Source organism: Roseomonas sp. TF40 (assembly GCF_057219975.1).
Genome location: NZ_JBXVVR010000004.1, coordinates 95,102 through 120,617, shown reverse-complemented (window position 1 = coordinate 120,617; position 25,516 = coordinate 95,102). Strand labels below are relative to the sequence as shown.

Genomic DNA, 25,516 nt, shown 5'->3' with positions numbered 1-25,516 from the left:
CTATATGTATGTGACGACGGGGCAGAGCGGCTGCGCCGCGCCCGGGGGGGGCGACAGCAGGCTGCCCATGGATTGCGGCAGCTTCGCGAAGATGGTGTCGGGGCCCAGCAGCGCATCGAGCGCCGGATCGGCGAGCAGCGAAAGTGCAAGCGCGAGCCGATCCGCATAGACGCGCCGCCCGCGCATGGAAGGCGCGATATGCCCCACCTGGGTCGAGATCAGCGCGAGCCGCTTGGAATGGAAGGCCTCGCCCAGCGGCAGCGCGCACTCCTTGGCCCCAAACCAGCTGGCTTCGACGATGCGGCCCTCGAAGCCCGCGCAGTTGAGCGCAAGCCGAAGCCCGGCCGGGTTGGCGGAGGCGTGGATGATCAGGTCGCGCTCGCCCGGCGCCTCATCCGGCGCGCAGAAGCGCGCGCCGAACGCGCGCACCAAGTCGCCGCGCGTCGCATCCGGGTCGCAGACATGCAGGTCGATCCCCGGGATCCGCGCCAGCAGATACGCCACGAGCAGCCCGACCACGCCGGCGCCGATCACCAGCGCGCGCTCCCCCACCAGGGGCCGGGCATCCCACATCACATTCACCGCCGTCTCCATGTTGGCGGCGAGCACGGCGCGGCGATCCGGCACGGCGTCGGGCACGGGCGTGCACATCGCCGCCGGGGCGATGAAGCGGTCATGATGCGGGTGCAGCACGAAGACGCGCTTGCCCAGCAGAGGCGCGGCCCCCGCGCGCACCACGCCGACCGCCGCATAGCCGTAGGAAAGCGGGCCGGGAAAGTCGCCATATTGCAGCGGCGCGCGCATCGCCGCCCATTGGCTCTCGGGCACGCGGCCTTCGAAGACCAGGCGCTCCGTGCCGCGCGAGATGCCGCTGGCGCGGGTCTCGACCAGCACCTCCTCCGGGCCGGGGTCGCGCAGGTCGTGCGCGCGCAACTCGGCGAGGCCCGGGGCCACGGTCCACAACCCTTGCGCCTTCATGCGGAACAGACCCCCGGCCGCGCCCGATCCAGCGCCACGTCGAACAGCATGTCCTCGCCCAGCGGATGCGCCGCCCAGTGGAAGCGCAGCCCCTGATCGATGCGCGCCGCCTCGGGCAGGGTGAAGGCCGGGATGCCCGAGCCCAGGATCACCGGCGCCACGGTCAGGTGCAGCCGGTCCAGGCAGCCGGCGGCGAGGAAATCCGACACGGTGCGCCCGCCGCCCTCGACGAAAATGCGCGTGAGGCCCCGCGCCGCCAGGGCGCGCAGCAGCGCCAGCAGGTCGATCCCACCCGACTCCCGCGGCAGATGCAGCACCTCCGCATGGCCCTGCGTCGCCGGCCCCGGCACCGCCGTGACCAGCAGTGTGGGCACGCTGGCATCGGTGAAGACACGATGCTGCGCGCCCAGACGCCGCCCGGGGTCAAGCACCACGCGCAGCGGGTTCGGCCCGGTGACGAGCCGCGTGGTCAGGCGCGGATCGTCATGCGCGACCGTGCCCGCGCCCACCAGCACCACGTCGCACAGCGCGCGCAGCCGGTGCGTGTGCAGCAGGTCGCCCTGGCCACCGATCCATTGGCTCGAGCCGCTGCGCGTGGCGATGCGCCCGTCCAGCGTTTGCGCCAGCCGCCCCACCACCACGCAGCCATCGGCCGCGCGCGGTGGCATGAAGAGGGGCGCGAAGAGATCGCCCAGCGCGCCCGCGGGCACGGGCCCGCCGACGCGCGCGGCGAGCAGCGCGGCCCAGCTCGGATCTTCGGCGACATCATCCATGCGCCGCCAGCTATGCCCAACCCCCGGTCACCCCGCAACAGCGAGGCGCGGTTCAGGCGCGCGAGGAGAGCGAGAGCGGGTTGGTGCGCGCCGCGCGCCGGTCGCCGCGTTCGCCATAGGTGCCAGGGCCGGGCGCCTTCGCCGCGCCGGCGATGGTCTCGATCACGCGCGACTGGAGGTCGATGGCGCGTTCCAGCAGGCGGCGGTTCTCGGCGCTGAGTTCGCGCAGCCGGCCGGAGATCTCCTCCGCCGTCGCGCGCTCCGGCCCCTCGGCCTTGGCTCCGGTGCGCTGCGCGGCGTCGAAGGCGGCGGCGAAGGCATCCGAAGCCTGGCGCTTGCCGGTGGAGAGCGCGGCCGCCTGGTTGAGGTCGAGCCGTGCCAGCGCCTCATTCTCGGCGCGCAGCGCCTCGGCCAGGCGCTGGCCGGCGAGCAGAAGGGGCTTCATCATGCGGCATTGTCTCCTTGGGTGGCTTCGCGCAGCCGGTTGATCTCACGCAGCACGGCATCGGCGATGCCGAGTCCGGGGCCGCGGGCAATGTCGCGGGCGATGGCGTCCACCAGCATCGGGCGCCACTGCGCCTCGCCGCTGCCGCCGGTGAAGGGGCCCCTGGTGTCCAGCCCCTCGAACATCGGCGCGAGCAGCGCGCCCAGCGCCTGCGCCTCGAAATCCTGGGCGGTGCGGCGCGCGGCAGCATCGCCGCGCGGCTGCACCAGGGGGTTGATCGCGGGTATCTGCATGGTCAGCGCACCTCCAGCTCGGCTTGCAGCGCCCCGGCTGCCTTGATGGTCTGCAGGATCGTGATGAGGTCGCGCGGGCCCACGCCCAGGCTGTTCAGCCCGCGCACCAGCTCATCGAGCGTGACCCCGCCGCGCAGCACGCCGAGGCGCCGCTCATTCTGGTCATCCACCTGGATGTTGGTGCGTGGCACCACCACCGTCTCGCCGCCCGCCAGCGCATTGGGCTGGGAGACCTGCGGCGTCTCGGTGACGCGGATGGTGAGGTTGCCCTGCGCGATGGCGACCGTGGAGACGCGCACATTGGCGCCCATCACGATGGTGCCCGAGGCTTCCTCCACCACCACCCGCGCCACCTGGTCGGGGGTGACGCGCAGCTGCTCGATATCGGCGAGGAAGCCCACCGGCTCACGCCCCGCGAGGCGGAGCGAGACGGTGCGCGGATCCGTCGCGGTGGCGACAGCGCCGCCCGCGGCGCGATTGATCACGGCGGCGATGCGCCGCGCGGTGGTCAGGTCCGGGTTGCGCAGCGCCAGGCGCAGCGTCTCGGTGGCGGCGAAGCGGAAGGCGACCTCGCGCTCCACCGTCGCGCCATTGGCGATGCGCCCGGCCGTCGGCACGCCGCGCGTGACGGACCCCGCCGCGCCGCGGGCGGAGACCGCGCCGGTCACCACCGCGCCCTGCGCGACCGCATAGACCTCCCCATCCGCGCCGAGCAGCGGGGTGACCAGCAGCGTGCCGCCGGTGAGGTTGGTGGCGTCGCCCAGCGTGGAGACGGTGATGTCGATCCGGCTGCCGGCGCGCGAGAAGGGGGGCAGGTTCGCCGTCACCACCACGGCGGCGACGTTGCGCGTATCGAGCTGGCGTTCCTGGTCGCGCGTGTTCACGCCAAGGCGCTCCAGCACGCCGATCAGCGACTGGCGGGTGAAGACGGCGCTGCGCAGCCGGTCGCCCGTGCCGTTCAGCCCGACCACCAGGCCGTAGCCGACGAGCTGGTTGTCGCGCACCCCCTCGAGGTCCGCGATGTCCTTGATCCGCACCTGCGACAGGGCAGGGGGCGCGAGGAGGATGAGCAGCATCGCGGCGATCAACAACCGCGCCACGCTCATCCTCGGGCAATGTTTTGTCGCCACGCTCTCCTCCGTTCCGCCGGCCATCCTGGTTTGGCGGTCCGTGGCCTGGGCATCGCAAGGCGCGTGCCAGCGCCGCGGGCGGCCGCGGCGGCAGATCCTGCCGGGGGGCGGCAGGCCTGGCCGGGGCGCCCGGCAGGAAGCGATGGAGGAGGTTGCGGATGGGCCCGGTCAGGCCGGTGTCGGCGGGCAGCATCGCCGGCCCGCGTGCGGTGAAGCGGGGGCGCGGCTTCGCCCTGCCGGAGGAGGAGAGTGCTGCGGCCTCGGTCAGCGGGCCGGCCCTGGCCGCCGGCCTCAGCGGGCTGCTGGCGCTGCAGGAAACCATGGCGCCCGAGCCGGCCGAGTCGCGGGCCCGCCGGCGTGCCTCGGCCGCGCTGCGGGAGCTGACGGGGCTGCAGATGGAGATGCTCGGCGGGGCGGCCGACCCGGCGCGGCTCACCCGGCTGCAGGCCCTGGCGGAGGCCGAGGCCGAAGGCGCGGATCCCGCACTGGCCTCGATCCTTCAGGAAGTGGCGCTGCGCGCGCGCATCGAACTGGCCCGGCGTCGTTCTGCGTCGGCGGTATGAAAAGTGCCGCAGATCAGGCGCTTGGGTGAAAGGACCCCTTGCGGTGGCCGGGGGGGCGCCACTATGGTCCGGCCGCTTCCGCCAGCCGGGCGCCGGGCTTTGGCCGGTGGGGGTTGGGGAAGTGTGCCATGCTCGTGACTTTGCCGCCGGACTATCGTCCGACCAGCGACGAAGAGTTCATGAATCCATTACAAACAGCGTATTTCCGGCAGAAGCTCCTGCGGTGGCGCGGCGATCTGGTGCGGGAGGCGGGCGAGACGCTCTCCTCCATGGGCCAGGGCGGCATCGTGGAAGCGGATCTGACGGACCGGGCGAGTGTCGAGACCGACCGCGCCCTCGAGCTTCGGACCCGTGACCGGGCGCGCAAGCTGATCTCCAAGATCGACCAGGCCTTGGAGCGTATCGAGAACGGCACCTACGGCTATTGCGAGGAGACGGGCGAGCCCATCGGGTTGCGCCGGCTTGAGGCGCGGCCCATCGCGACCCTCTCGATCGAGGCGCAGGAGCGCCACGAGCGGATGGAGCGCGTGCACCGCGACGATTGAGGATGTCTGACTGACGGCTTCGGCCGGGGCGCATCGGCGGGCGCGCCCCGGCAGATCCTTCAGGTCACCCAACCGGGTGGCGGGTCATCCAGCTCGGGCGGCGGCGCGGCCTGCTTGTCGCGGCGCAGCAGCTTCGCGTCATTCTCGGCGACCTTGCCGACACGGTTGTCCACCGGCCAGATGCGCAATTCCTCGGCCGGGCAGGGCAGCAGCAACTCCAGCAATTCGTCCGGTGTCGCGGGCTCGGCGCCGAGCCAGGCGTCCCAGACCTCGGGCGGCAGGATCACCGGCATGCGGTGATGCACCAGCGCCTGCTTCTCATTCGCCTCGGTGGTGATGACGGTGAAGGTCTTCAGCCAGAGCCCGTCAGGCTGCTTCCAGCCCTCCCACAGCCCTGCGACGGCCATCGGCTCGCCGCTGTCCAGCGCCACGGCATAGGCCTGCTTGCTGCCATCCTCGGCCTTGCGCCACTCATAGAAGCCATCCATCGGCACGATGCAGCGGCGCTTGGCGAAGGCGTCGCGGAAGCTCGGCTTCTCGGCCAGGCCCTCGGCGCGGGCGTTCATGAGCTTCGCGGCGTCCTTGGTGTCCGCGGCCCAGCGCGGCACCAGGCCCCAGCGCAGGGAATCGAGGTGCCGATCGCCTGATTCCGGGTGGCGGCGCAGCACCAGGGAGTCCTGCGTGACGGCGATGTTCCAGGAGGGCGGCCGGTTCGGCGTGGGGTTCACCGCCTCGAAATAGCTCGCCAGCCGCGCCGGGTCGCGTTGCAGGAAGTATCGTCCGCACATCTTGGTCCGCCATGCAGGTAGCCGCGACACCAACCCTACCTGCATGGCGGAACGGGGGGGATACCCCCCCGTAGACCCCCCCGGCGCGCTGCCCTCAGAAGGGCAGCACGATGTCGAGCAATTGCTGTCCCACGCGCGGCTGCTGCAGGTCGCTGATCGTGCCGCGCCCGCCATAGGCGATGCGCGCCTCCGCCAGCCGGTCGTGCCGCACCGTGTTGTCGGAGGCGATGTCCTGCGGGCGGATGATGCCGCTGACCTGAAGGTCCCGTAGCTCGGCATTCACCCGCACCTGCTGCCGGCCCGCCACCACCAGGTTCCCGTTCGGCAGCACCTGCGTCACCGTGCCCGCGACGCGCAGCGTGATCGTCTCATTGCGCCGCGTCGTGCCCGAGCCAAGGCTGTTCTGCGAGCCGGAGGTCTCCACCATCCGCGAGGGATCGAGCGTGTTGGGGAAGATCCGCAGCCAGGAGGCATCGAGCCCCAGCAGCCGCGGCAGGCCCAGCGCGTCACTGCCCGTGCGCTCGCGCTCCGTCGTGTTCTGCAGCTGCGCCGTGTCCTGGATGCTGACCAGGACGGTGACGAGGTCCCCCACCGAGGCCGCGCGCTGGTCGCGCAGGAAGGTGCGGCTGCCGCCGCGCCAAAGGCTGTTCCCATGCGCCGCGGGTTCCTGCGGTGCAGGCATGGGCATGGAGACCGGCCGCCAGGCGGGATCGGCGGTCGGGTTCTCGATCGCGGCCAGTTGCGGCGGGCGGCCCAGTTCGGACAGCCGCTCGCAAGCGCCGAGCAGCGCGGGCAGCAGCAGCAGGGCAGGCAGGCGCATGGTCTGTCTCCTCATCGCGGCGCGGCCGCGACGCGCACGCGGCCCGGGCCGATCACCTGCGCCTCGACCACCACGCGGCTCGCGGTGTTCATCACCGGCACCACCGCGCCGCGTGCGCCGGATTCCATCGCGCGGCCCTGCGCGGTCAGCGTCAGGCCGGGCATGTCGTAGAGCATCGTGACCGTGCCGCCGCGATCGACCACGACCGGCTGCTGGATGTCGGCCACCAGCAGCGGCTGCTCGGCCGCGGCGGGGCGGCGCAGGGCGAGGCCCACCACCTGCTCCGGACGATCCGCCACGCCGGGGCGCAGCCGCGCGGCTGGCACGCGGATGACGCGCACATCGCCTTCCCGCACCACATCGCCCGCCTGCATCCGGCGCGCGGCGACGAGCATCGGCAGGGTCGCCACCACGCGCCCCGCCACGCGCATCCGCGCCGTGGGCATGCCTTCGGCCGTGATGGCGAGGGTGGCGGCGAAGCGGCTGGCCTGGGGCTCCAGGCTCGCCTGCTCGATCGCCACCTGCACCAGCGCGGCGAGGGGCACCAGCGGCGGGGCGAAGCTGGTGAGTTCAAGCTCCGCATCGCCCTCCATCCCCTGCTGGCGCAGCGCGGCGCGGAGCGCGGCCATCACCTCCTCCCGCGCCACGGGCCGGCCGGGGCGTTCCAGCACCACGCGCTCGGCCCCCCCCACGGGGCGCCAGGCGATGCCCTGCTGGCGCGCGATGGCGGCGAGTTGCGCGGCCTCGATGACCATCCTTTGGCCGGGCGCGGGGGCGGGGCCGAGCACGGTGGATCCGCGCGGGCCCGCGCCCTCGAAGAGGTCGGAGAGCCGCACCATGGGCTCCTCCACCGTGACGAAGGGGCGGATGCCGGGCAGGTCCTGCGCCTGCACCGGCGCTGCCAGCAGCAGCAACAAGAGCCAGCGCATCGCGCTCACCGCAGCCGCGAGAGGGTGGAGAGCATCTCGTCGCTCGCCGAGATCACGCGGCTGTTCATCTCATAGGCGCGCTGCGCGGTGATGAGGTTGGTGATCTCGGTCACCACGTTCACGTTCGAGGTCTCGACGAAGCCCTGCAGCACCTGGCCATAGCCGGGCGAGCCGGGGGCGGCGGCCTGGGCCGCGCCCGAGCCGGGGGTGGCGAGCAGCAGATTGTCGCCGATCGCCTCCAGCCCCGTCTCGTTGGCGAAGATGGCGAGCTGGATCTGGCCGACATTCTGCGGCTCCACCTGCCCGTCGAGCTTGGCCAGCACCTCGCCGGTGGCGTTGATGGTCACGTCGCGCGCGGCGGCGGGGATGGTGATGCCCGGCTGCACCACATAGCCATCGGCGGTCACCAGCTGCCCCTCGGGGCTCAGCGCGAAGGTGCCGTCGCGCGTATAGGCGGTCTCGCCCGAGGGCAGGGTGATCTGGAAATAGCCATTGCCGCGGATCGCGAGATCGAAACGGTTCTCCGTCTGCGAGAGGCTGCCCTGTTCGGAGATGCGATAGACCGCGCCGGTCTTCACGCCGAGGCCCACCTGCGCGCCGGAGGGCAGGACCGAGCCGGTATCGGCGCTCTGCGAGCCGACGCGGCGGAGATTCTGGTAGATCAGGTCCTGGAATTCGGCGCGGCGGCGCTTGTAGCCCGTCGTGCTCATATTCGCGATGTTGTTGGAGATGACCTCGACGTTGGTCTGCTGGGCCATCATGCCCGTGCCGGCGATGTGCAGGCTACGCATGGTCAGGGCCTCCCTTCGCCGTCGCCGGCACAAAACTCATGATCTCGCCGGCGATGTGCAGGCTGCGCATGTCCTATCCCTCCGCTCAGCGCCGCTTCAGGATGCGCTCGACAGCGCTGCCCAACCGTTCGCCCTCGCGCTCGGCCATCTGGGCCACGAACTGGAACTGGCGCATCTCCTCGGTCATGCGCGTCAGCTCGATGACGGGGCGCACATTGCTGCCCTCGACCGCGCCCTGCACCAGGCCGGGATTGGCGACAGGCTCGGCCGGCATGGTGTCGGGGGCGGCGAAGAGCCGGTCGCCCTCGCCGGTCAGGGACTGGATGTTGGGGAAGCGCACCACCCGCACCGTGCCGGTGGGCCCGCTTTCGGTGCGCAGCGTGCCATCGCCCTGCACCTCGATCCGGCTCTCGCCCGGGGCGATGCGCAGCGGGCGGCCATCGGTGCCGAGCAGCGCATGGCCGTCGGGGTCCACCACGCGCCCCTCGGCATCGAGGGAGAAGCGCCCGGCGCGGGTGTAGCGCTCGCCGCGCGGCGTCTCGACGGCGAAATAGCCCTCCGGCGTGGACAGCGCGAGGTCGAGCGGATTGCCGGTGGTGGCCAGCGAGCCGGGCGTGGCATCGCGGAAGGTCGCGCGGTCCTGGCTGAAGGCGAGCTCGCGCCCGCCGCGCGGGGCCTCGACCCCCATCTGGCGCTCCAGCACCGCGCCGAAGACCGGGCGCGCGGCGCGGAAGCCGGGGGTGTCGGCATTGGCGACGTTGTTCGCGGTGACGGCGGTGGCGCGGCTCTGCGCGATCAGCCGTGAGAGAACGATGTAGCCGGGGCTGTCCATGCCAGTCTGCTCCAAGCGGCCGAAGGGGGCCGTGATGCCCAGCGCAAGCCCCATGCCAGCCCCCGGGGCGGCCAGGCGGCGCGCCTTGCCGGGGCGGGCGGCAAGCCCTGCCGGGGTGCGGCAGTCACCGCCGGCCGGCGCGGGCGCCGGGCCTTGTCCCCCGCCGCCGGTGCAATCCTTCCTTAAGCCCTGCCGGCGCATCTTCGCCCCTGGCGCCCGGTTGTGGGGGCCGGCGGCAGAAGGACGCGGACAGGGTCATGGCGGCGGCAGCCAAGGCGGAAGCACCAGCGGAGGCGCAGGGCGACGCAGCGAAGAAGGGCGGCGGCAAGAAGAAGCTGCTGCTCATCCTGCTGCCCGTGCTGCTGCTGGGTGGTGGTGGCGCCGGGCTTTGGTTCACCGGCATCCTGCCCGGCCTGCTCGGCATGAACCCGCCGCCCGCCGAGCAGACCGCCGAGGCGGCCGAGCCCGCGCCACCGCCGCGCAGCCCGCCCGCCTTCGTCGAACTGCCCGAGATCGTCTCCAACCTGAACGCGCCCGGCCGGCGCGCGAGCTTCGTGCGGCTGCGCGCCAAGCTCGAGATCAGCCGCGCTGCGGATGAGCCCGCGGTGCAGGCCGCCATGCCGCGGCTGCTCGACCTGTTCCAGACCTATCTGCGGGAGGTGCGGCCCGAGGAACTGCGTGGAAGTGCGGGCACGCATCGCCTGCGGGAGGAGTTGATCGCGCGCGCCTCGGTCGCCGTCGCGCCGGCGCGCGTCACCGACGTGCTCTTCCTGGAGATGCTCGTGCAATGAGCGGCTCGGAGGAAGAGGACCTCGCCGCCGCCTGGGGCGCCTCGCTGGAGGAGGAGGCCGCGGCGCCGGCCGGCGCGCCCCCGGTGGATGCGGCGCGCGTGCTCAACCAGGCCGAGATCGACAGCCTGCTGGGCTTCGAGAGCGGCCCGGCACGCGACCGCGCCGAGACCGGGATCGAGCGCATCATCTCCGCCGGGCTCGTGCAGTATGAACGCCTGCCGATGCTCGAGATCGTCTTCGACCGGCTCGTGCGGCTGATGTCCACCACGCTGCGCAACTTCACCTCCGACAATGTGGAGGTGTCGATCGACGCCATGACCTCGCTGCGCTTCGGCGACTACCTGAACTCCATCCCGCTGCCCGCCATGCTCGCGGTCTTCAAGGCCGAGCAATGGGACAATTACGGGCTGATCGTGGTGGACAGCTCGCTGATCTACTCCATCGTGGACGTGCTGCTGGGCGGGCGGCGCGGCACCGCGGCGATGCGCATCGAGGGCCGGCCCTACACCACCATCGAGCGCACGCTGGTCGAGCGCCTGATCGCCGTGGTGCTGTCGGACCTGCGCGCCGCCTTCGAGCCGCTCTGCCCCGTCGAGTTCCGCTTCGACCGGCTGGAGGTGAACCCGCGCTTCGCCGCCGTCTCGCGCCTGTCGAACGCCGCCGTGCTGGCGCGCATGCGCATCGACATGGAGGACCGCGGCGGCAAGATCGAGGTGCTGCTGCCCTACGCCACGCTCGAGCCCGTGCGTGAATTGCTGCTGCAGCAATTCATGGGCGAGCGCTTCGGCCGCGACAGCATCTGGGAAACCCACCTCGCGGAGGAACTGCGCCAGACCGACGTGGCGCTCGAGGTTGTGCTGGATGAACAGATGATGTCGCTCTCCCAGGTGCTGCGACTGAATGTGGGCGATCGCATCCTGCTCTCCTCGCCCGCCGGCGCGCCGGTGAAGCTGCGCTGCGGTGAGGTGAACCTTTTCGAAGCGCAACTCGGCCGGCGGGAGAACCGACTGGCCGTGCGGATCGAGCAGGACATGCTTCGCAACCGCGCCCATGCGGAAGCCACGCCATGAGCCCGCTGCTGAGCGAGAACGCCATGGGTCTGCTGGAGTGGGCGGCGCAGGGGGCGCTGCTGCTGTTGCTCGCCCTGGCCATCCCCTTCGCCTGGCGGCTCGAACGCCAGATCGCCGCCCTGCGCCAGGAGGGCGCGGCGCTGGAGCGCGGCGCGCAGCAGGTGGTGCAGGCCAGCGAGACGGCGGAGGCCGCGCTCACCCGGCTGCGCGCCACCGCCGAGCAGGCCGGCCGCAGCGTGGCCGAGCGCGTGGCGGTGGCCGAGCCGCTGCGCGAGGATCTGCGCTTCCTCACCGAACGGGCCGAGACGCTGGCGGACCGGCTGGACGCCCTGGTGCGCGCGAGCCGCCCCCTGGCCGTCGATGCGCCGCCCGCAGCCCCCACGCCCCGCCCGGCGGCGGCGCTGCGCAGCGAGGCCGAGCGCGACTTGCTCCGTGCGCTGCGGGGTGAGCGTTGATGCCCCGGCGCGCCCTGCCTTGGGCCAGATGGCCACGCCGGCTGCGCCTCTTGCCGGCCTTGATGGGCCTTGCCGCGCTGCTTGCGGTGACGAAGGTCGAGCGCCTGGTCTCGGGCGCGATCGGGGGCGGGCAGGGGGGCAGGCCGGCGGCGGTGGTCGCGGCTGCCCAGGCCCAGGGAGCGCCAGGCCCCGCGCCCACCCCCGCCCCCGCCGCCACCCCCGCCGCCGCCCCGGCCCCCGCGCCCGCCGCACCCAGCGCGGAGGCTCAGGCCGAGCGCGCGGTGCTGGAAGCGCTGCGCGCCCGCCGCGCCGAGATCGAGGCACGCGAGCAATCCGCCGCAGCGCGCGAGCAGGTGGTGAGCGCCGCCGAGCGACGGCTCGGCCAGCGCGTGGCCGAACTCACCGCGCTGCAGCAGCGGCTCGAGGCGCTGGAGAGGGACCGCGCGGCGCGGGAGGAGGCGGGCCTGCGCGGCCTCGTGCGGCTCTATGAAAGCATGCGCCCGCGCGATGCCGCGACGATCTTCGACGAACTCGACATGCCCGTGCTGGTCAGCATCGTGGACCGGATGCGCGAGGCCAAGGCCTCGCCCGTCATCGGCGCGATGAAGCCCGAGCGCGCGCGATCACTGACCGCCGAGCTCGCGCGGCTGCGGGCCGAACGGGTGGCAAGCCGCTGATGCGGCCACAGGGGCTACGGCACGGCCAGGACGGCCGGCGCCGCGATGAGGCAGGCCAGGATGGCGGGCGCAATGGCGACAGGGGCTGAAGGCCGATGGACAAGAGCACGAACGTTCTGATCGTGGATGACTACAAGACCATGCTGCGGATCATCCGCAACCTGCTCAAGCAGCTCGACATCGAGAATGTCGAGGAAGCGACGGATGGGCAGGAAGCGCTGGCCAAGCTGCGCGCGGGCAATTTCGGCCTGGTGATCAGCGACTGGAACATGGCGCCGATGACGGGGCTCGACCTGCTGAAGGAGGTGCGGGCCGATGCGCGGCTGAAATCCACGCCCTTCATCATGATCACCGCCGAGAGCAAGACCGAGAACGTGGTCGCGGCCAAGCAGGCGGGCGTGTCGAACTACATCGTCAAGCCGTTCAACGCCGAGACGCTGCGCGAGAAGATCGAGAAGGTGATGGTGCATGCCTGACGGTCTCACCGGTCCTCCCGCGGTCACCCCGGTCCTCGACCCCGCCGCGGCGGCCGAGGATGCGCGCATCCAGGCCGCCGTGCGCGCCGTGCTGGACAGCATGGCGGGCGATCTCAGCGCCACAGAGGCCGCGCTGCTGGCCGAGCTTGAAGGGCTCGGCCGCACCGTGGCGCGAGCGAAGCAGGAGATCGCCTCGCTGCGCGTCGATGACATCACCGAGAGCCACATCCCGAGTGCCACGGATGAACTCGACGCGATCGTCGGCCACACCGCCCAGGCGACCAACGAGATCCTCGATTGCTGCGAGGTGCTGGAAGGCGTGGCCGCGAAGGTGGGTGGCGAGGAGGCGCAGAGGCTCGGCGAGGCGGTGACGCGCATCTACGAGGCCTGCAGCTTCCAGGACATCACCGGCCAGCGCATCGGCAAGGTGGTGCAGGCGCTCAAGGCGATCGAGGCGCGCGTCGCCGCCGTGACGGCCCGCTTCGCCAATGATGGCCCGCCCCCGCCCGAGGCCGAGCCCGCGCAGCCCGTGACCGAGGGCCGCCGCCTTGCGGAGGGACCGCAACTGCCCGGTGCCGGCGTCAGCCAGGCCGACATCGATCGCCTGCTGGCGGATTTCGACTGATGCGACGCCTCGCACTCCCGCTCTGCCTGTCGCTGATCTCCGTGCCGGCGCTGGCGCAGGAAAGGGTGGGCGTGCGTGTCGGTGACCATCCCGGCTTCGGGCGGGTCGTGTTCGACTGGCCACGCGATGTCGGCTTTCGCGTGGAACAGGCCGAAGGGCGGGTGACGCTGCGCTTCGCCGCCCCGGGTGCCTTCGAGACCATGCCCAGCCGCATGCCCCGCAACGTCACCGCACTGCGCGCCACGGGCGAAAGCGCGGAAATCACCATCGCCGCTGCCGCGCGGCCGCGGGTCTATCGCCTGGGCAACCGCATCGTGCTGGATGTGGCCGACCCCCAGCCCGCCACCGCTGCCACGCCACCCGCTGCGCGTGCTGCGCCGGCCCGTGCCGAACCCCGACCCCCGCCCACGCCCGCACCCGCACCGCGCAACGCCACCGTGCCACGCCCCGCCGCGCCACCCGGCCCGGCCTTGCCGGTACAGGCCGCGCCTCTGGTCCCGGTCGAGACCGCCGCACTGCCACCGCCCGGCGCGGCCCCGCCTGTGCCAGCCCCACCCGCCGCCGCGCCGGTCGCTGGCGCCCCCGCCGTGCCGCGCCCAGCGCCGCGCCCGGTGCTGGTGCGATCCCTGCCCGGCGGGGGGCTCGCCATTCCGGCCCCGGCCGAGACCGGCGCCGCCCTGTTCCGGCGCGGCGATGCCTGGCTGTTGGTGCTCGATGCGCCGTTGCCGCTCGATCTCGCGCCCATCGCGCAGCACCCTGTGCTGGGGCAGGTCGAGCTCTCGCGCGGGGCCACGGCCACGACGCTCCGCCTGCCCGCCGCCGCCTTCGCTGCGCCCTCCCTGCGCCGCGACGGGCCTGCCTGGCTGCTGGAGGCGCCGAATCCGCCCGCCGCGCTGCGCTCCATCCTGCCAGAGGTCGAGCCCGGCCCGCCGATGCGCCTGGTCCTGCGCAGTGCCGCGCCGGCCAGCACCCTGGCGGTGCTCGACCCCGAGACGGGCGGCGTGTTGCTGGTTGGCACCCAGCGCGAAGGCGGGGCCGCCACGCCGATGGGTCGGCGCAGCGCGACGCTCGAGATCCTGCCGACGCGCCTCGGCGTCGCCATCCTGCCGCGCGCCGACACGCTGCGCCTGCGCATCGCCGAGGATCGCTTCCTGCTGGAGGCCGCGCCGGGCGCGGCGCTCGCGCTCGGCGATGCGGCGGGGCCGGTGGCGGTGGATGCGGCGGCCATGTCGCGCCATTTCGACCTGCCGGCGGAGAGCATCGCCGCGCTTTCGGAACGCCTGCGCAACGCGACCATGGCCGTCGCCGCCGCCCCGCCGCTCGGGCGCGGCCAGCCCCGGCTGCGCACCGCCGAGGCGCTGCTGGCGCTGGGCCTGCCGCAGGAAGCGCAATCCATGGCGGCGCTGGCGATGCGGGAGGATCCTCGCCTGGCCGAGCAACCCCGCGCCCAGGCGTTGCACGGCGCCGCTGCCCTGGTCGCCGGCCGCGTGGCGGAGGCGCAGGGCCTCGCCATGCCCGGCCTGCCCCATTCGGACGAAGCCCTGCTCTGGCGGGGCCTGCATGATGCGGTGCGCGAGGGGGGCGACCGTACCGCCGCCGCCGCCGCCATCGCCGCCGGCCTGCCGCTGCTGCTGGCCTATCCCGAGCCGTTGCGCGACCGGCTGATCGCCCCGGCCGCGGAGGCCCTGCTCGAAGGCGGGGAGGTGGCCGCCGCCGCAAGGCTGCTCGGCGCCCGGCCCGAGGAGGCGCCGAGCCTCGCCCTGGCGCGCGCGCGGCTGCAGGAAGCCCAGGGTGCGGTGGAGCCGGCCCTGGCCGCCTATGCCGCCGTCGCCCAGGGGCGCGACCGGCGCGCGCGGGCCATCGCGCTGCGCCGCGCGGCCGAGCTGCGCCTCGCCACCGGGCGGCTGGACGCTGCCGGGGCCGCGGCCGCCGTGGAGGCGACGCTCGCCGCCTGGCGCGGCGATGCGCTGGAGAGCGAGGCCCGGCTGCGCGTCGCCGCGCTGCGCCTGCAGGCCGAGGACCCGCGCGGCGCCTTCGACCAGCTGCGGGAGGCGGAGGCGCTGTTCCCGGAACTCGCGCCGCAGCTCCGCCCCTTGCAGGCCGAGGCATTGCTCGGCGCGCTGGCGCGGGAAGCGCCGATCGCGGCGGTGACCCTGTTCGATGCGCATCGCGCACTGCTGCCGGCCGGCGCGGCCAGCGAATCGGCGCTTGCCGCGCTGGCGGATCGCCTGGCCGCGCTCGATCTGGTGGAGCGGGCGCAATTCGTGCTGCGCCAGGCGCTGGGCCGCGCGGCGGGGGATGAGGCGCGGGCGCGGATCGGCCTGCGGCTGGCCAATCTCGCGCTCGGTGCCGGCGATGGCGCCAGGGCGCGCGAGGCGCTGGCCGAGACCGCCGTGCCCGGCCTGCCGCCGGCGCTTGATCTGGAACGCACGCTGGTGGATGCGCGGGCGCTGAGCCGCTTGGGCCAGCACGAGGCCGCCGCCGCGCGCTATCGGGAGGCCGGGGTCGCCGGCCTGCCCGAACTCGCCGAGGCCCTGGCCGAACGGCAGGATTGGGCCGGGGCGGCGGGCGCGATGCAGGAATTGCTGGCCGCGCGCCTGCCTGCCCCGCCCGCTGCCCTGCAGGAGCCGGAGCGCCGCCTCGTGGTGCGCACCGCGGCGCTGCTCGCGCTGGCCGGGCAGGAATCGGGCCTCGCGCTGCTGCGCGACTCCGAGGCCGGGCGCATGGCCGACGGCCCGCTGCATGAGGCCTTCGCGCTCATCACCGGGGCGGGGATCGAGCAGGTGAGCGACCTGCCGCGCCTGCGCCAGGAGCTGGAACTCGCCCGCGCCTTGCCCGAGCGTCTGGAGTCCTTGCGGGCGGGAGCGCCCATCGCAAGGTGAAGTTCCGGACCCCCCCGGGGGGGGACGCGCGGCTTTGCCGGACCCCCCCGGGGGGTGACATGCGTTTTTTGCGGCAAAAGGGGTCCGATTTCGCTTGCGCCCTTGCCCCCCATGCCCCATACGCCGCCCCCGTTGACCCGATCGATGTTCGATCAACCCGGTCATCTGCTGGCTGGAAGGAGCCCTGACCATGGAAGCTCTCGTCCAACTGGGGATGGTCTCGGATATGCCGAGCGACGCCCAGAATGATGAGAACCGCTCGGCGGACACGAAGGATTACTTCATCCACCGGAACGGCGTCCGCTATGCGGGCACCCACCTGATCATCGATCTGTGGGGGGCGACGAATCTCGACGACCCCGACCATATCGATGCCGTGCTGCGGGAAGGCGCGCTCGCCACTGGCGCGACGATCCTGCACGGGCATTTCCACCACTTTTCGCCCAATGGCGGCGTGTCGGGTGTGCTGGTGCTGGCCGAGAGCCATGTCTCCATCCACACCTGGCCCGAGCGCGACTATGCGGCGCTGGACATCTTCGTCTGCGGCGAATGCGATCCCTACAAGGCGCTGCCGGCGCTCAAGAAGGGCTTCCAGGCCGAGCGCGTGCAGCTTGCCGAACACAAGCGCGGCCTGATCGGCTGAGCTTTCCGGCGCGCGCCGAACATTGTAGGGGGCGGGCCGCAGGGTCCGCCCCTTTTTTACGCCTTCAAGGAACCGCCATGACGACCGACGCCTGGGTGAACGAAACCCTCTATGCCGAGTGGGGCCAGCGCTTCCTGGTGAAGCGCGAACTCGCGCATGTGAAGTCCGACTTCCAGGACATCCTGGTCTTCGAGAGCCACACCCATGGCCGCGTCATGCTGCTCGACGGCGTGGTGCAGATCACCGAGGCGGATGAGTTCGTCTATCAGGAGATGCTGGCCCATGTGCCGCTGCTGGCGCATGGCGAGGCGCGGCGCGTGCTGATCATCGGCGCGGGCGATGGCGGCGTGCTGAAGCGCGTGCTGCAGCACCGCACGGTCGAGAAGGCGGTGATGGTGGAGATCGATGGCGAGGTCATCCGCCTCGCCAAGGAACACCTGCCCGGCATCGGGGCCGATGCCTGGACCGACCCGCGCGCCGAGGTGATCGTGGGCGATGGCATCGACTATGTCCGCCAGGCGGAAGAGGGCAGCTTCGATGTCGTGATCGTGGACAGCACCGATCCGATCGGCGTGGGCGAGGTGCTGTTCACCGATGAGTTCTACGCCAACTGCGCCCGGCTGCTGACGGCGCGCGGCCTGGTGGTGAACCAGTGCGGCGTGCCCTTCATGCAGGCCGACGAGCTGCGTGAGACCTCGCTGCGCCGCGCGAAGTCCTTCCCCGACGTCTTCGCCTATGTCGCCGCCGTGCCGACCTATGTTGGCGGCTTCATGACGCTGGGCTGGGCGGCCAAGGACGCCGCCTGCCGGCAGGTGGGGGTGGAGGAGATCCGCCGCCGCGCCGATGTCGCCGGCGTGCTGGACACGACGCGCTACTGGTCGCCCGAGATCCATGTCGGCGCCTTCACCCTGCCGCCCTACATCGCGCGGCACCTGCCGCGGCTCACGCCCGCAGCGCGCTGAGCCGGGCGCGGTTCAGCGTCGCGCCAAAGACATCGACCAGCGTGTCCTCGGCCGCCGCGAGCGCGCCGTTCCAGGTGGAGCGCGCGCGCGCCAGTGCCTCGGCGCCGAGGCTGCCCGGCGGCTGCTGCTGCGCGTCGTGCCAGTCGCGCTCGGCCGTGCGCATCGCGGCGATCTCGGCATTCAGCCGGCGCACGCCCTCGGCCGGGATCGCCTTGCCGGCGACGAAGGCGGCCTGGCTCAGGCCGAGCAGGTAGAGCGTCTCGGCCGAGATCTCGAAGCCGCCCAGGTCGCGCGGGCCCTTGATGAGCAGCGCGACGACGGTGATGGAAGAGAAGATGATCGCCTGCACGCGCGCTATCTCCAGCTCGCCATCCGCGCAGACAAGATCGGCGAGGCTGGGCAGGCGATCCGCGCGATGCACAAGCAAGCCCCGCGCCTTGAGCCAGGATCGGTTGGCGGGGCTGACCGAGCCCGCATCCCCCACCAGCCGCGACAGGCCCGAGCCCAGCACCGTGATGCCGAGCAGCGCCAGCACATCGGGTGAGAGTGCCGCGAGTTCTCCGGTGCGCGCCAGGACATAGGCGTAGACGAAGACGACGGCGAGGGTGAAGACCAGCAATTGCAGGCGGGAGAGACTGCCGATTCCGGCCGCGTCCTGCGTGATGAAGAGCGGGTTCAGCGCCTGGCGCCAGCGCCAGGCCGGCCCGGGCGGGGCCTGGCCCTCCTCGAGGGTCGCGGCGCGGGTGGCGGCGGCGGCATCCAGCCGGCGGGCGTTGATGCGCAGCGCCACCGCGGCGAGCATGACATAGACGCCGATCAGCAGCCCGCCTGAGAGCACGCTCGACCACAGGCGCGAATGCACCCGCACATCGATCGCGCCATAGGCGATGATGCGGTTGTCCGCGCCGTTGCACACGGCGACGACGCCATGCCAGAGCTCCGCGAAGCGCAGCCCCGGGCGCTGCGGCAGATCGAGCTCGATGCGCGCCACGCCGCCCGCATGGCCGTGCAGCCGCGCGAAGATCGGCGCATGGGCGGAGCCGCGCGTGCCGTCCTCGCGCGTCACATGCTCGACCGTGCGGGCCGCGCCCAGCAGGCGCATCTTCGCCCATTCGATGGTGTCGCGCTCACCCGGCGCCAGCAGCAGATGCACGGAATTGGCCGACAGCCGCGCCTGGGGGTCGATGCTGAGCGTGAGCAGGCGCGGTGTGGCGCCGGCCTGGCCGCGGCTGTCGAAGCTGCGCGCGAGCAGCGCCGGGGCATCGAGGGCGCTGTTGTCCTCGAAGGTGCAGGCCGGGAGTTCGGGCGGCGCCTGCGCCCAGGCGGGCAGGGCCAACAGCACCCAGATCAGCCCGCCGATCATTGCCCGCCACATGATGCCCGCCCGCGCCCGTTGCGCGATCACGGTAGAGTGGTTGGCGGGTTTTTCGCGTCACGATTGCGCGCGCGGGCGGTCAGCTCACGGCGAAGCCCTGCACCAGCGAGCCCGCGACCAGCCGCCAGCCATCCACCAGCACGAAGAAGGCCAGCTTGAAGGGCAGCGCCACCACGGTGGGCGGCAGCATCATCATGCCCAGCGACATCAGCAGGCTCGCCGCCACCAGGTCGATGATCAGGAAGGGCAGGAAGATCAGGAAGCCGATCTCGAAGGCGCGGCGCAGCTCGCTGACCATGAAGGCCGGCGTCAGCGCACGCCAGGGCGCCTGCTCGGCCGGGGCGGCGGGCAGCCCGCCGAGGTCCAGGAAGAGGGCGAGGTCGGAATCGCGCACCTGGGCGGCCATGAACTTGCGGAAGGGCTCGGCCGCGGCGGCCAGGCCCTCCATCTCGCCGATCCGGCCCTCGGCCATGGGGCGCACGCCCATCTCCCAGCTCGCCATCAGCACCGGTTCCATGACGAAGAGCGTGAGGAACAGCGCAAGGCCGATCAGCACCGGGTTGGGCGGGATGGCGGGCGCGCCGATGGCGCTGCGCAGCAGCGCCAGCACGATGACGATGCGCCCGAAGGCCGTCATCATCACCAGCAGCGAGGGCGCGAGCGAGAGCAGGCCCACCAGCGCGGTGAGCTGCACGAGGCGCGAGGTGGTGCCCGCCGGCCCGGCCGCGCCGCCGAGATCGAGGCTCAGGCTCTGCGCCAGGGCCGCCCCTGGCAGCGCCAGCAGCGCGAGCAGCCACAGCGCGCACCTCATGGCCGGACCACCCGGGCCTCAGGCGCCGGCGGGGCTTCGCCGAGCCAGCCCACCACCACATCCTGCGCGCCGCCGGTCAGCAGCAGCAATTCACGCCCGTCGCAGCGCAGCAGCACCAGCCGCCGCCGGCCATCCAGCGCCAGCACCTCCTGCATCGCCAGCCGCTTGCCGGTGCGCAGGCCCAGCCCCGCCGCGCGCGCGCCGCGGGCGACCAGCACCAGCGCGCCGATCACGCCCGCCAGCGCGGCGACCGCGGTGAGCCATGTGGGCGTCCAGCCCGCCAGTTCCTGCATGCGCGCTCCATCCTGGAGAGGCGGTGAGGGAAGACATCAGGCCCGTGCGACTTCCGCCGCCAGCGCATCGACCTGCCGCAGCAGCGCCTCCAGCGCCGGGCGCAGGCTGCGGGCCTCCGCGCGCTCGAGCATCATCACGGCGGCGCAGAGCGCCTTGGCGTCCTGGTCGAGCCCTTCGAGGTCCACGTCGCGCCCGCCCTCCACCAGGGCGCGGGCGATCGCGACCGTGCCGCCCATCTGGTCGATGGCGGCGCGCACGGCCTCGGCATGGCGGGGATCGGGCATGCGGCAGGTATTGCCCAGCCGGGGTTAACAGAGTCCTTGCGGCGCGACGGATCCGCCCCGGGGCGCGCGGCAACGCTTTGTTCACCTTGGCGCGGCAGGGTGGAGGCATGGACATCCCCCGCAACAGGATTGGCGCCGCCGCACCCCAGGGCGCACCCCCGGGCGCTCCCCAGGGTAGCCTCGTCGCGCTGGCCGAGCGCCGGCTCGGCTGGCTGGACCGGCGGCAATCGGTGCTGGCGCAGAATGTCGCGCATGCCGACACGCCAGGCTATCGGCCGCGCGATGTCGTGAGCTTCCGCCAGCATCTGGCCGGGCAGCTCGGCCCCACGCTGGCGCGCACCCAGCCGGGGCATCTCGCGCCCTCGCGCCCCTCGCAGGCGGGCTCGCAGCCCGATCGTGCCGTGGCCGAGGCCGCGCCGGATGGCAATGCCGTCTCCCTGGACCGGGAAGCGGTGCGCATCGCCGAGACCGACACCGCGCATGCGCTCGCCATGGCCGTGCATCGCAGCTTCACCGGGATGTTCCGCCTGACGCTCGGCCGCGGTGGCTGAGCGCGCATGTGTTGAAGGAGGCTGGCCATGGATCTCGATCGTGCCCTGCGCATCTCGGCCGCCGGCATGGTGGCGCAATCGACGCGGCTGCGCGTGGTGGCGGAGAACCTCGCCAACCGCGACAGCACGGGTGAGGCGCCGGGGGCGGACCCCTATCGCAGGCGCACGGTGAGCTTCGCCAATCGGCTCGACCGCGCGATGGGGGTGGAATCCGTCACCGTCAGCCGCATCGGCACCGCGCCGGGCGACTTCCCGACGCGCTATGAGCCCAGCCACCCGGCCGCCGATGCGCGCGGCTACGTCAAGACGCCCAACGTGGACAGCCTGGTCGAGGTGATGGACATGCGCGAGGCGCAGCGCAGCTACAGCGCCAACCTCTCGGTGCTCGAGACCACGCGCGGCATGCTGACCCGCGCCATCGAGGCGCTGCGCTGATGGCGATGGGCGGCGTCGGGGCGGCGGGGGCTGCGGCGGCCTATGCCGCGATCGGCGGTGCACGCCCGGGCGCGGCGACGGAGCAGGCCGGCTTCGGCGGGCTCGTCGCCCGCGCCATGGAGGCCGGCATCGAGATCAGCCGCACCGCCGAAGCCGCCTCGACCCAGGCGCTGACCGGGCAGGGGGGCGTGACGGAGGCGGTTCTCGCCATCTCGCGCGCCGAACTCGCGCTGCAGACCGCTGTCTCGCTGCGCGACCGGGTGGTGGCCGCCTATCAGGACGTGATGCGCATGCCGATCTGAGGCGCGGGCCAGGGGGCTCGCGCGGCGACGGGGCAGGATGCCCCGCGAAGAGGGAAGAATTCCATGTCGGCCGAGGAGGCCCTCGCCCAATCCCTGCGCGAGACGCTGTGGGTCTCCCTGCAGGTCATGGGCCCGCCGTTGGTCGCGCTGCTGGCCATCGGGCTTGTCATCTCGCTGCTTCAGGCGCTGACCCAGGTGCAGGAGGCGACGCTCGCCTTCCTGCCGAAGCTGCTGGTTGGCGGGTTGCTGATGGTGCTGCTCGGCCCCTTCACCCTGGCGGTGATGCGCGGCTTCACCGAACGGCTCTTCGACCGGATGGTCGCGATCGGCGGCGCCGGGTGAGCGGGGCGGACCTCGCGCTGCTGCAGGCGCTGCCCGGCCTCGCCTTCCAGGCGGTGCTGCTGTTCTGCCGCGTCGGCAGCGCGCTGATGCTGATGCCCGGGCTGGGCGAGGCGGAGATCCCGGCCCCCTTGCGCCTGGCCATCGCGCTTGCGCTGGTGGTGCTGCTGTTGCCGGCGCTCGCGCCCCTGCTGCCCGGCCCGCCCGAGGCGCCGCTCGACGCGCTGGCCCTGCTCGCGATGGAGATCGCGACCGGGCTGTGGCTCGGCACGCTGGCGCGGCTGATCGTGCTCGCGCTGTCCATGGCGGGGCAGGCGATCGCGGCCATGGTGGGCCTGGCGGGGATGCTGGTGGCGGACCCCGCGCTCGGCCCGCAGGGCACCGCGCTCGGCCGCGCCTTCGGGCTGCTGGCGGCCACACTCGTGCTTGCCACCGGCCTGCATGGCCTTGCCCTGCGCGCGCTCGCCGAGAGCTATGCGGTGCTGCCGGTGGGCGATCCCTTTCCCGTCGGCGCGGCGGCCGAGGCGGTGGCGATGGCGGGGGGGGCTTCCTTCGACCTCGCGCTGCGCCTGGCCGCGCCCTTCGTGATGGGCGCCGTGGTGCTGAATGTCGCACTCGGCCTGCTCGCGCGCCTCGCGCCGCAGGTGCAGACCTTCTTCATCGCGGTGCCAGGGCAGATCCTGGCCGGGCTGGCGCTGCTGATGCTGCTCGCCGCGCCGATGCTGATGGCCTTCGAAGCGGCGGTGCGCGCCAGCCTCCTCGCCCTGCCCGGAGCGCGCTGAGCGATGGCCGAGGGCGATGACGCGAAGGACGGCGCCGATCGTTCGGAAGCCGCCACACCCAGGCGGATCGAACGCGCGCGGCAGGAAGGGCAGGTCGCCCTGTCGCGGGAGGCGGCGGGCTGGGTGGCGCTGCTTCTCGCCACCCTCGCCGCCGGCATCGCCTTGCAGACCCAGGGCGTGGCGCTGATGCGCGCCATGCGCGTGACGCTGGAGAGTGCGCATCGGCTCGAGATGACGGAGGTCCTGGCCGCGCTCGCGGTCGCGGGGGTGTGGCTGGTGCTGCCCGTGGCCGGCGCCGCGGCGCTGGGCGCTGCGGCGGCGACGCTGGTGCAGACGCGCTTTCTGGTCTCCGCCAAGCCGCTCACGCCCCGGCTCAACAAGATCAGCCCCTGGGCAGGCCTCAAGCGGCTGGTGGGGCCGGAGGCGCTGGCGGAGTTCCTGCGCACGCTGGTGAAGATCGCGGTCGTGGGCGCCGCGCTGTGGTGGGCGGTGGGCGACCTCGGCAGCCTGCAGGGAAGCCTGCATCAGCCCGCCGGCGCGCTGATCGTCCAGGCGGCGGGGGCGGGGCTGCGCCTGATGATGGCGGCGCTGATCGCCTTCGCCGGCGTGGCGGTGCTCGACCTGCTCTGGGTGCATTTCCGCCATCAGCAGATGCTGCGCATGAGCAAGCAGGAGCTGAAGGACGAGGCGAAGGAAAGCGAGGGCGACCCGATGCTTCGCGCCCGCCGTCGCCAGATCCGCGAGCGCATGGCCCGCACCCGCATGATGGTCGCCGTGCCGCGCGCCGCGGTGGTGATCACCAACCCGACCCACTACGCCGTGGCGCTGGCCTATAGCGGTGGCGAGGCCGCGCCGCGGCTGGTGGCGAAGGGGGTGGACGCCATGGCCGCGCGCATCCGTGCGGCGGCCGAGGCGGCGGGCGTGCCGCTGGTCGCCAACCCGCCCCTGGCGCGCGCGCTGCACCGGCTCGACCTCGATGCCGAGATCCCGGCCGAACACTACCAGGCGGTGGCGGAGATCATCGCCTTCGTCTGGAAGCGGCGCGGCCAGGGCCTGCCCCCCGCACGAACACTGGACGAGGCCCCCCCGCATGGCGGAGACTCACGCAATGGTTGAAGCGCGGCGCCGCATCGAAGCCTGGTTCCGCCTGCGGGCGCGGCCGCGCAACCAGGGCGCGAGTGCGACGCTGCGCACGGTGCTGGATTCCGCCGGGGCGGGCCTCGCCCTGCTCGATGCGGAGGAAGCGCTGGTCGCCTGGAACCCGGATTTCGCCGCCATCACCGGGCCCAGCCTGCCGCTGCGGCCGGGGCTGAAGCTGGTCAGCCTCGTCGCCCCCGAAGCGCGGGAGACGCTGACCACGCTGCTCACCGCCGGCCATCGCCTGACCGTGCCGCTGGCGAGCCCCGAGGCGACGCGGGTGGAGATGGAGCGCCGCCCCGTTCGCGCGCCCGAGACCGGCGCCGTGCTGCGCCTGACCCGCCCGGTGGAGGCGCCCCCGGAGGAAGAAGGCCAGGCGGCCGCGGCGCGGCTGCGCGCGGTGGGCGCGCTGGCGGGCGGCATCGCGCATGATTTCAACAACCTGCTCACCGCCATCGCCGGCAGTGCGGAGGCCGCGCTGGCTCGTGCGCCGGGCGGGGATGCGGCGCCGGAACTGCAGCAGGTGCTGGAAAGCGCAGGGCGCGGCGCGGCGCTGGTGAAGCAGCTGCTCGCCTTCGCCCGCCAGCAGGCGCTGCGCCCGCGCGTGGTGGAGCTCAACGCGGCGGTGAACGGCATGGCCGAGCTGCTGAAGCGCCTGCTCGGCAGCCGCGTGCGCCTGACCGTGGAGGTCGAGGAACCCGGCCGGCGGGTGAAGATCGACCCCACCCAGCTCGACCAGGTGATCATGAACCTCGCGCTCAATGCGCGCGACGCGATGGCCGAGGGCGGCACGCTGACCATCCGCACCGGCCATGCCGTGGTGCTGCGCCCCGAGCCCATCGGCACCGAGCTCCTGCCACCCGGCCGCTGGGCGATGCTCGAGGTGGCGGACAGCGGCGCGGGCATCCCGGCCGAGGTGGTGCCGCGCATCTTCGAACCCTTCTTCACCACGCGCCGCGACCAGGGCGGCACGGGGCTCGGCCTGTCCACCGTGCATGGCATCGTGCGCCAATCCGGCGGCTTCATCGCCGTGGAGAGCAAGCAGGGCGAGGGCACGACCTTCCGCATCTGGCTGCCGCGCCATGACGGGCCGGCGGATCCGGAACTGCCCGCGAGCCTGCTCGCCCCGCCGCGCGCACCGGCGGCTGAGCGCCGCACCGCGCCGGTGGCGCCTGCCACAGCCAATGATGGCGGGCCGCTGGTGCTGCTGGTGGAGGATGAGGTGCCGCTGCTGCGCCTGGCCGAGCGGGCCCTCAGGCGCGCGGGCTTCACCGTGCTCACCGCCGGCTCGGCGGAAGAGGCGCTGGACTTGATGGCGGCCGGCGGGCCGCGGCCGGAGGCGCTCGTCTCGGATGTGGTGATGCCCGGGATGGACGGGCTCGAACTCGCCACCAGGCTGCGCGCGACCGAGCCGGACCTGCCCGTGTTGCTGGTCTCGGGCTATGCCGAGGCCGCGCTCGGCCGCGACCTGGCGGCGGAGCGGCTGCGGCTGTTGCCCAAGCCCTACAGCCTGAGCGACCTGGTGGCCGAGTTGCAGGCCATCCTGCCGGGTCTGCCCGCAAAAGTTTCCTAAATGTTCTTGTCGTCCGGACCGCGCTGGGGCATATGAGTCGGCGTTGACCCTTGGTTGTGTGGCGCTTGGAGTCGGGCAGCCGCATGGTCCAGATTGGGTCCGGGGGTAATCGGCAGGCGAAGGTCCTGCCGGGGATTGCGCCCGTGGGTTGTGTCCCGGGAATGG

At 73.0% G+C, this 25,516-nt stretch carries 32 protein-coding genes; 18 read left to right on the top strand and 14 right to left on the bottom strand.

Annotation, left to right across the window (positions count from 1 at the left end; translation table 11 throughout):
* The 5 genes from AC2D9U_RS13810 to AC2D9U_RS13790 are packed head-to-tail and all read right to left on the bottom strand — an operon-like array spanning position 1 to position 3,565.
* The gene (locus AC2D9U_RS13810) at positions 1-954 is read right to left on the bottom strand and encodes a zinc-dependent alcohol dehydrogenase (protein WP_484750302.1); all 954 of its coding nucleotides are present in this window, start codon (positions 952-954) and stop codon (positions 1-3) included.
* Between the two features lie 20 nt (positions 955-974).
* Positions 975-1,751 carry a RibD family protein gene (locus AC2D9U_RS13805; protein WP_484749889.1) on the bottom strand — a complete coding sequence of 259 codons (777 nt, stop codon included), beginning with the start codon at positions 1,749-1,751 and terminating at the stop codon, positions 975-977.
* A gap of 52 nt (positions 1,752-1,803) precedes the next feature.
* Complete coding sequence (locus tag AC2D9U_RS13800; RefSeq protein ID WP_484749887.1) at positions 1,804-2,199, bottom strand: hypothetical protein; 396 nt, start codon at positions 2,197-2,199, stop codon at positions 1,804-1,806.
* Positions 2,196-2,489 (bottom strand): rod-binding protein, encoded by a 294-nt coding sequence (locus AC2D9U_RS13795; protein ID WP_484749885.1) that lies wholly within the window; start codon positions 2,487-2,489, stop codon positions 2,196-2,198. The genes AC2D9U_RS13800 and AC2D9U_RS13795 overlap by 4 nt, the downstream gene beginning before the upstream one ends.
* Before the next feature lie 2 nt (positions 2,490-2,491).
* Positions 2,492-3,565: a flagellar basal body P-ring protein FlgI gene (locus AC2D9U_RS13790; RefSeq protein WP_484749883.1), complete on the bottom strand. Its 1,074-nt coding sequence runs from the start codon at positions 3,563-3,565 to the stop codon at positions 2,492-2,494.
* Positions 3,566-3,777: 212 nt separating this feature from the next.
* On the opposite strand from AC2D9U_RS13790, the gene AC2D9U_RS13785 reads away from it, so the two are divergent.
* Positions 3,778-4,182, top strand: a complete 405-nt coding sequence (locus AC2D9U_RS13785) for a flagellar assembly protein FliX (RefSeq protein ID WP_484749881.1) — start codon at positions 3,778-3,780, stop codon at positions 4,180-4,182.
* A 128-nt stretch (positions 4,183-4,310) separates the two neighbouring features.
* The gene (gene dksA / locus AC2D9U_RS13780; RefSeq protein ID WP_484749879.1) at positions 4,311-4,727 is read left to right on the top strand and encodes an RNA polymerase-binding protein DksA; all 417 of its coding nucleotides are present in this window, start codon (positions 4,311-4,313) and stop codon (positions 4,725-4,727) included.
* A gap of 59 nt (positions 4,728-4,786) precedes the next feature.
* Here dksA and AC2D9U_RS13775 read toward each other — a convergent pair whose 3' ends face one another.
* The 5 genes from AC2D9U_RS13775 to AC2D9U_RS13755 all read right to left on the bottom strand — a co-directional run bounded on the left by AC2D9U_RS13775 (position 4,787) and on the right by AC2D9U_RS13755 (position 8,887).
* Positions 4,787-5,515, bottom strand: coding sequence for an SOS response-associated peptidase (locus tag AC2D9U_RS13775; protein WP_484749877.1), 729 nt, complete (start codon positions 5,513-5,515; stop codon positions 4,787-4,789).
* Positions 5,516-5,609: 94 nt separating this feature from the next.
* Complete coding sequence (gene flgH / locus AC2D9U_RS13770) at positions 5,610-6,335, bottom strand: flagellar basal body L-ring protein FlgH (protein WP_484749875.1); 726 nt, start codon at positions 6,333-6,335, stop codon at positions 5,610-5,612.
* An 11-nt stretch (positions 6,336-6,346) separates the two neighbouring features.
* Positions 6,347-7,264, bottom strand: coding sequence for a flagellar basal body P-ring formation chaperone FlgA (flgA, locus tag AC2D9U_RS13765; protein ID WP_484749873.1), 918 nt, complete (start codon positions 7,262-7,264; stop codon positions 6,347-6,349).
* A gap of 5 nt (positions 7,265-7,269) precedes the next feature.
* Positions 7,270-8,055: a flagellar basal-body rod protein FlgG gene (gene flgG / locus AC2D9U_RS13760; RefSeq protein WP_484749871.1), complete on the bottom strand. Its 786-nt coding sequence runs from the start codon at positions 8,053-8,055 to the stop codon at positions 7,270-7,272.
* A gap of 85 nt (positions 8,056-8,140) precedes the next feature.
* A complete protein-coding gene (locus AC2D9U_RS13755) occupies positions 8,141-8,887 on the bottom strand; it encodes a flagellar hook basal-body protein (protein ID WP_484749869.1) in 747 nt (248 codons plus the stop codon).
* A gap of 257 nt (positions 8,888-9,144) precedes the next feature.
* On the opposite strand from AC2D9U_RS13755, the gene AC2D9U_RS13750 reads away from it, so the two are divergent.
* From AC2D9U_RS13750 to speE, 9 genes are all read left to right on the top strand, one after another.
* Positions 9,145-9,678, top strand: a complete 534-nt coding sequence (locus AC2D9U_RS13750; protein ID WP_484749867.1) for a flagellar basal body-associated FliL family protein — start codon at positions 9,145-9,147, stop codon at positions 9,676-9,678.
* Positions 9,675-10,748 (top strand): flagellar motor switch protein FliM, encoded by a 1,074-nt coding sequence (gene fliM, locus AC2D9U_RS13745; protein ID WP_484749865.1) that lies wholly within the window; start codon positions 9,675-9,677, stop codon positions 10,746-10,748. The genes AC2D9U_RS13750 and fliM overlap by 4 nt, the downstream gene beginning before the upstream one ends.
* Positions 10,745-11,203: a DUF6468 domain-containing protein gene (locus tag AC2D9U_RS13740; RefSeq protein ID WP_484749863.1), complete on the top strand. Its 459-nt coding sequence runs from the start codon at positions 10,745-10,747 to the stop codon at positions 11,201-11,203. The genes fliM and AC2D9U_RS13740 overlap by 4 nt, the downstream gene beginning before the upstream one ends.
* Positions 11,204-11,265: 62 nt before the next feature.
* Entirely contained in the window at positions 11,266-11,880 is a 615-nt protein-coding gene (locus AC2D9U_RS13735) for a MotE family protein (protein ID WP_484749860.1), read from the top strand.
* A 95-nt stretch (positions 11,881-11,975) separates the two neighbouring features.
* Complete coding sequence (locus tag AC2D9U_RS13730) at positions 11,976-12,356, top strand: chemotaxis response regulator CheY (RefSeq protein ID WP_484749858.1); 381 nt, start codon at positions 11,976-11,978, stop codon at positions 12,354-12,356.
* A complete protein-coding gene (locus AC2D9U_RS13725; protein ID WP_484749856.1) occupies positions 12,349-12,981 on the top strand; it encodes a protein phosphatase CheZ in 633 nt (210 codons plus the stop codon). The genes AC2D9U_RS13730 and AC2D9U_RS13725 overlap by 8 nt, the downstream gene beginning before the upstream one ends.
* Entirely contained in the window at positions 12,981-15,863 is a 2,883-nt protein-coding gene (locus AC2D9U_RS13720) for a hypothetical protein (protein WP_484749854.1), read from the top strand. The genes AC2D9U_RS13725 and AC2D9U_RS13720 overlap by 1 nt, the downstream gene beginning before the upstream one ends.
* A 190-nt stretch (positions 15,864-16,053) precedes the next feature.
* The gene (speD, locus tag AC2D9U_RS13715; protein WP_484749852.1) at positions 16,054-16,506 is read left to right on the top strand and encodes an adenosylmethionine decarboxylase; all 453 of its coding nucleotides are present in this window, start codon (positions 16,054-16,056) and stop codon (positions 16,504-16,506) included.
* Positions 16,507-16,583: 77 nt separating this feature from the next.
* Positions 16,584-17,468 (top strand): polyamine aminopropyltransferase, encoded by an 885-nt coding sequence (gene speE, locus AC2D9U_RS13710; protein WP_484749850.1) that lies wholly within the window; start codon positions 16,584-16,586, stop codon positions 17,466-17,468.
* Here the strand turns inward: speE and AC2D9U_RS13705 are convergent.
* The 4 genes from AC2D9U_RS13705 to AC2D9U_RS13690 are packed head-to-tail and all read right to left on the bottom strand — an operon-like array spanning position 17,449 to position 20,232.
* Positions 17,449-18,873 (bottom strand): hypothetical protein, encoded by a 1,425-nt coding sequence (locus AC2D9U_RS13705; protein ID WP_484749848.1) that lies wholly within the window; start codon positions 18,871-18,873, stop codon positions 17,449-17,451. The two genes, speE and AC2D9U_RS13705, sit on opposite strands and share 20 nt — an antisense overlap.
* Positions 18,874-18,922: 49 nt before the next feature.
* Positions 18,923-19,654 (bottom strand): flagellar type III secretion system pore protein FliP, encoded by a 732-nt coding sequence (fliP, locus tag AC2D9U_RS13700; RefSeq protein ID WP_484749846.1) that lies wholly within the window; start codon positions 19,652-19,654, stop codon positions 18,923-18,925.
* Positions 19,651-19,947: a flagellar biosynthetic protein FliO gene (locus tag AC2D9U_RS13695; RefSeq protein WP_484749844.1), complete on the bottom strand. Its 297-nt coding sequence runs from the start codon at positions 19,945-19,947 to the stop codon at positions 19,651-19,653. Before AC2D9U_RS13695 ends, fliP begins: the two co-directional genes overlap by 4 nt.
* Positions 19,948-19,983: 36 nt before the next feature.
* Positions 19,984-20,232, bottom strand: coding sequence for a hypothetical protein (locus tag AC2D9U_RS13690; protein WP_484749843.1), 249 nt, complete (start codon positions 20,230-20,232; stop codon positions 19,984-19,986).
* 107 nt (positions 20,233-20,339) lie between these two features.
* Here AC2D9U_RS13690 and AC2D9U_RS13685 point away from each other — a divergent pair, with 107 nt between their 5' ends.
* The 7 genes from AC2D9U_RS13685 (at position 20,340) to AC2D9U_RS13655 (ending at position 25,351) form a co-directional block, all read left to right on the top strand.
* On the top strand, positions 20,340-20,783 hold the full coding sequence (locus tag AC2D9U_RS13685; RefSeq protein ID WP_484749841.1) for a flagellar basal body rod protein FlgB: 444 nt from the start codon (positions 20,340-20,342) through the stop codon (positions 20,781-20,783).
* Positions 20,784-20,810: 27 nt separating this feature from the next.
* Positions 20,811-21,218, top strand: a complete 408-nt coding sequence (gene flgC, locus AC2D9U_RS13680; RefSeq protein WP_484749840.1) for a flagellar basal body rod protein FlgC — start codon at positions 20,811-20,813, stop codon at positions 21,216-21,218.
* A complete protein-coding gene (fliE, locus tag AC2D9U_RS13675) occupies positions 21,218-21,520 on the top strand; it encodes a flagellar hook-basal body complex protein FliE (RefSeq protein ID WP_484749838.1) in 303 nt (100 codons plus the stop codon). The genes flgC and fliE overlap by 1 nt, the downstream gene beginning before the upstream one ends.
* A gap of 63 nt (positions 21,521-21,583) precedes the next feature.
* Entirely contained in the window at positions 21,584-21,862 is a 279-nt protein-coding gene (locus AC2D9U_RS13670) for a flagellar biosynthetic protein FliQ (RefSeq protein ID WP_484749837.1), read from the top strand.
* Positions 21,859-22,641: a flagellar biosynthetic protein FliR gene (locus AC2D9U_RS13665; protein ID WP_484749836.1), complete on the top strand. Its 783-nt coding sequence runs from the start codon at positions 21,859-21,861 to the stop codon at positions 22,639-22,641. Before AC2D9U_RS13670 ends, AC2D9U_RS13665 begins: the two co-directional genes overlap by 4 nt.
* Positions 22,642-22,644: 3 nt before the next feature.
* Positions 22,645-23,757 (top strand): EscU/YscU/HrcU family type III secretion system export apparatus switch protein, encoded by a 1,113-nt coding sequence (locus AC2D9U_RS13660; protein WP_484749835.1) that lies wholly within the window; start codon positions 22,645-22,647, stop codon positions 23,755-23,757.
* On the top strand, positions 23,750-25,351 hold the full coding sequence (locus AC2D9U_RS13655; RefSeq protein ID WP_484749832.1) for an ATP-binding protein: 1,602 nt from the start codon (positions 23,750-23,752) through the stop codon (positions 25,349-25,351). The genes AC2D9U_RS13660 and AC2D9U_RS13655 overlap by 8 nt, the downstream gene beginning before the upstream one ends.
* The last annotated feature ends 165 nt before the right edge of the window (positions 25,352-25,516 follow it).